Annotated in this window: 7 protein-coding genes; all 7 read left to right on the top strand. The window is 45.4% G+C overall.

Translation table 11 applies throughout. The features are described 5' to 3' along the window. The coding region (gene ccmC, locus ACP45E_RS17555; RefSeq protein WP_198927750.1) for a heme ABC transporter permease CcmC at positions 1–454 on the top strand (454 nt) is incomplete at its 5' end. 2 nt (positions 455–456) lie between these two features. Continuing rightward, complete coding sequence (gene ccmD / locus ACP45E_RS17550) at positions 457–663, top strand: heme exporter protein CcmD (protein WP_017035209.1); 207 nt, start codon at positions 457–459, stop codon at positions 661–663. Next, entirely contained in the window at positions 660–1,145 is a 486-nt protein-coding gene (ccmE, locus tag ACP45E_RS17545; protein WP_017038077.1) for a cytochrome c maturation protein CcmE, read from the top strand. The genes ccmD and ccmE overlap by 4 nt, the downstream gene beginning before the upstream one ends. Next, positions 1,142–3,121: a heme lyase CcmF/NrfE family subunit gene (locus ACP45E_RS17540; RefSeq protein ID WP_017038078.1), complete on the top strand. Its 1,980-nt coding sequence runs from the start codon at positions 1,142–1,144 to the stop codon at positions 3,119–3,121. Before ccmE ends, ACP45E_RS17540 begins: the two co-directional genes overlap by 4 nt. Continuing rightward, positions 3,122–3,676: a DsbE family thiol:disulfide interchange protein gene (locus ACP45E_RS17535; protein ID WP_017035212.1), complete on the top strand. Its 555-nt coding sequence runs from the start codon at positions 3,122–3,124 to the stop codon at positions 3,674–3,676. It abuts the gene before it with no gap. Continuing rightward, positions 3,673–4,155 carry a cytochrome c-type biogenesis protein gene (locus ACP45E_RS17530; protein ID WP_017038079.1) on the top strand — a complete coding sequence of 161 codons (483 nt, stop codon included), beginning with the start codon at positions 3,673–3,675 and terminating at the stop codon, positions 4,153–4,155. The genes ACP45E_RS17535 and ACP45E_RS17530 overlap by 4 nt, the downstream gene beginning before the upstream one ends. Next, positions 4,155–4,719, top strand: a 565-nt coding sequence (ccmI, locus tag ACP45E_RS17525; RefSeq protein ID WP_069585343.1) for a c-type cytochrome biogenesis protein CcmI, incomplete at its 3' end; no start/stop codon positions are given. The genes ACP45E_RS17530 and ccmI, both read left to right, overlap by 1 nt.

Genomic DNA, 4,719 nt, shown 5'->3' with positions numbered 1-4,719 from the left:
TGCCGTATTTACCTTTATCGCTCTGTTAACTGGTGCGGTGTGGGGCAAACCTATGTGGGGAACATGGTGGGTTTGGGATGCTCGCCTGACTTCAGAGCTCATTCTGCTATTTCTCTATCTCGGTGTTATTGCCCTTTACAATGCCTTTGATGATCAAAAAACCGCGGCGAAAGCGGCTGGCATTTTAGCTATAGTGGGCGTAGTGAATATTCCTATTATTCATTTCTCGGTTGAATGGTGGAACACGCTTCATCAGGGCGCAACCATTACTAAGTTTGACACCCCTTCGATTTCAAATGACATGTTGTGGCCGCTGCTGCTGAATATCTTTGGTTTTGCCTTTTTCTTTGGTTGGGTCACCATGATTCGCTTTCGTAATGAAATCATCAGTCAAGAAAGCCATCGACCTTGGGTCATTAGCCTTGCAACGCAAAAATCTCAGGGGAGTGTTTAATTATGTATTTTGATTCACTGAGCGAGTTATTGGAAATGGGCGGCTACGCGGTTTATGTGTGGAGCGCTTTTGGCATTACATTTTTATCAATGTTTATTATTTTAGTCACAAGCATTCGACGTGGTAAGGACTTACTGAAAGAAGTCCAAGCAAAAATAGAGCGTCAAGCTCGAATCGATGCAGCGAAGGATTTGGAGAACACCTTATGAACCCAAGACGTAAAAAGAGGCTCGGTATTGTCCTTGCGATATTTGTTGGTATGGCAACGACAGTTGGTTTAATGCTCTATGCATTGAATCAAAATATGGATCTTTTTTACACCCCAACCGAACTCGTCAATGGCAAGCCCAATGGCGGTAAGCCTGAAGTCGGGCAGAGGCTGAGAATTGGTGGAATGGTGGTTCCTGGTTCGGTATCTCGCGATCCTAAGTCATTACGTGTTAGCTTCGACCTACGCGATGTAGGCCCGACGGTGACGGTATTTTATGAGGGTATTCTTCCTGACTTGTTCCGTGAAGGGCAAGGCATTGTTGCTCAAGGCGTATTGACAGATGCCACCACAATAGAAGCCTTTGAAGTGCTTGCAAAGCACGATGAAGAATATGTGCCATCAGAAATTGCCGAAGCGATGAAAAAAACGCATGAACCGCTTCAGTACACTGAAGAGCAAAAACAAGGAAGCTATGAATGATTGTTGAAATAGGCCACTTTGCCCTCATCGTATCTTTGGGGCTGGCGGTACTTCTGAGTATTTTGCCACTTGTCGGTGCATCAAGAAACGACACGATGCTAATGAATACTGCAAGGCCACTGTCTTGGGGTATGTTCTTACTTATTATGGTGTCATTCATCGTTTTATTGTGGGCGTTTTACGTTAACGATTTTACGGTTCAATATGTCGCAAATAACTCGAATAGCCAGCTACCGTGGTTTTATCGTTTAACCGCGGTTTGGGGGGCGCATGAAGGTTCATTGCTATTATGGGCACTCATTCAAGCGGGCTGGACTGTCGCGGTTGCTTCATTTAGTCGTGGTATGCCACAAGAATCGGTTGCACGTGTTTTGGCAGTAATGGGCATGATCACCGTCGGCTTCTTGCTGTTCATCATCATGACTTCAAACCCGTTCGACCGAACATTGCCATTTTTCCCGGTTGACGGTCGTGACTTAAACCCGTTACTGCAAGATCCTGGACTAATTGTTCACCCGCCTATGCTGTATATGGGTTACGTAGGGTTCTCTGTCGCCTTTTCGTTTGCTATTGCGTCACTCATGTCAGGCCGATTAGATACGGCTTGGGCACGTTGGTCTCGTCCTTGGACAACCGCAGCGTGGATTTTCTTAACACTGGGTATCTCTCTAGGTTCATGGTGGGCTTACTACGAACTTGGCTGGGGCGGCTGGTGGTTCTGGGATCCAGTCGAGAACGCGTCATTTATGCCTTGGCTTGCGGGTACGGCGTTGATGCACTCGTTAGCAGTAACCGAAAAGCGTGGTACTTTTAAGGCGTGGACAGTATTGCTGGCCATATCCGCATTTTCATTGAGTTTGCTCGGCACATTCCTAGTACGTTCTGGCATTTTAGTATCAGTACATGCATTCGCCTCCGATCCTGCACGTGGAATGTTTATTCTTGGCTTCTTGATCTTTGTTATTGGCGGATCTTTACTGTTGTTTGCCATTAAAGGGGCCAAAGTACGTGTGCGAGGTAACTTTGATCTGGTTTCTAGAGAAAACGCATTACTCGGTAACAATATTCTCTTGATCGCTGCACTGACTGTTGTTCTGGTCGGTACATTATTGCCGTTAGTTCATAAGCAGCTTGGCTTGGGCTCGGTCTCGATTGGTGCGCCATTCTTTGACATGCTATTTGCTTGGCTCATGATTCCATTCTCATTTTTACTGGGTATTGGGCCACTTATCCGTTGGAAGCGTGATCATTTATCGAAGCTGATCAAGCCTATGGTGATTTCAGGTGTGTTATCACTGGGTCTTGCTGCACTTTCCGTTTATCTCTTTGCTGAACATTACAATGGTATGGCGTTCATGGGCTGGGTCATGGCTTACTGGATTATTACCATGCACGGCTTTGAACTTTACGAACGATCCACGCACAGACACAGCTTCGCAGTCGGTATCACTAAACTGCCTCGCTGTCACTGGGCGATGATTCTTGCTCACGTTGGTATGGCTGTGACCGTTATTGGTATCGCTATGGTTCAGAACTACAGCATTGAGCGAGATGTTCGTTTGGCGCCGGGCGAGCATTATCAAATCGAAGGGTATGATTTTTACTTTAAAGGATTACGTGATGAAGACGGCCCGAACTACGATGGTTTCATTGCTGACTTTGAAATCACCAAAGACGGTGAGTACGTTAATACTCTGCATGCAGAGAAGCGCTTCTATCGTACCTCTAAATCCATGATGACTGAGGCCGCTATTGATGCAGCCGTAACACGTGACCTTTATATTGCAATGGGTGAACGCCTAGATGACAACGTTTCATGGGCAGTACGTGTTTACTACAAACCCTTTATTCGCTGGATTTGGGGCGGTACGTTGTTAATGGCTTTAGGTGGCATTTTGGCAATCAGTGACAAACGTTACCGATTCCGAAAAAGCGATGAAAAGTCATCTGAAAATCGTGGTCTAAAGGAGGCATAAATGAATAAGAAAATACTGTTTCTGCCTTTTATTGCCTTTCTAGCATTGGCCGCTGTGTTTGCTACGCAGCTGGCTCGAAATGCACAGGGAGACGATCCAACTAAGCTAGAGTCTGTACTGATTGGTAAGTCTGTTCCAGAGTTCCGATTAGAAGATCTTGCTCAACCCGGTAAGCTTTATAGCCAGGATATTTTTGTAGGCGAGCCGTTGCTACTTAACGTATGGGCGACATGGTGCCCAACGTGTTATGCAGAGCACCAGTACTTAAACGAGTTGTCTGCAAAGGGCGTAAAAATCATTGGATTGAATTACAAAGATCAACGTGACAAAGCGGTCGGTTGGTTGACGGATTTGGGTAATCCATATCTGATTAGCCTGTTTGATGGCGATGGAATGCTGGGGCTAGATCTCGGTGTGTATGGAGCACCAGAAACCTTTTTGATTGATGCTAAGGGCGTGGTTCGCTACCGCCATGTTGGTGATGTTAATTCACGTAACTGGGCTGAAAAATTGGGCCCAATGTACGCTGAACTTCTCGCGGAGGCCAAACAATGAAAAAGTTAATCATGGCATTTTTTGCTGTTTTTGCTATTTCGATGGGAGCGAGTGCGGCGATTGATATCTACGAATTCGATAATCTTGAACAGGAATTGCAGTTTAAAGATCTCAGCCACACGCTTCGCTGCCCTAAATGTCAAAACAACACCATCAGTGATTCCAATGCCGAGCTTGCACAAGATTTACGTCAAAAAGTGTATGAAATGACAAAAGAAGGGAAGTCAAAATCAGAAATCGTTGATTACATGATTGCACGTTACGGTAATTTTGTGACTTACAATCCGCCTTTGACACTCGCGACGTCAATTTTATGGGGTGGCCCATTCATCATCATCGTAATCGGGTTTGGCTTGATTATTGTGCGCAGCAAAAAATCGAAAGCTGTAAAAGCCACAGCCGATGATGTCTGGGATGCCGATAAAGAAGCACGTTTGAACGCGTTGCTTGATGAAAAAAATGATGGAGACAAGCAGTAATGACATTATTTTGGGTCGCTTCTGTACTATTAATTCTCTTTGGTTGCTTAATGATTGCGCTGCCTGCGATAAAGCAAAAGGCCAACAATGACCAAATATTAAGAGATGAACTAAATAAGGCGTTATATAAAGACCGATTGTCTGAGCTTGCTGTCGAGACTGAGGAAGGCTTGGTTGATAACGAGCAAGAGCTGGTTTCGGATCTTAAACAATCACTGCTCGATGACGTTCCAACTGGTAGCGACCGTAATCGCGTATCGTCGATCTCACCGATGACGTTTGTCGTACCATCTGTATTGCTCGTGATTGTACTTTCTTACGGGGTGTACGCGAAATTTGGTTCAATGGATAAAGTCATCGAATGGAATGAAGTCACCAACACGTTGCCAGAATTGTCGAAAAAGCTAATGAATCCTGATGGGGTCACGCTCACTGATGATGAAATGGACGATTTGACCTTGGGCTTGCGCTCTCGATTGCACGTTGAACCCAATGATGCAACAGGCTGGTTATTGCTAGGAAGAATCGCTTTAGCTAACCGCGATGTTGAAACGGCCATTGGGG

The organism is Vibrio genomosp. F10 str. 9ZD137, from assembly GCF_049974785.1.
Lineage (GTDB): Bacteria > Pseudomonadota > Gammaproteobacteria > Enterobacterales > Vibrionaceae > Vibrio.
This window is presented reverse-complemented; position numbering and strand designations above follow the sequence as displayed.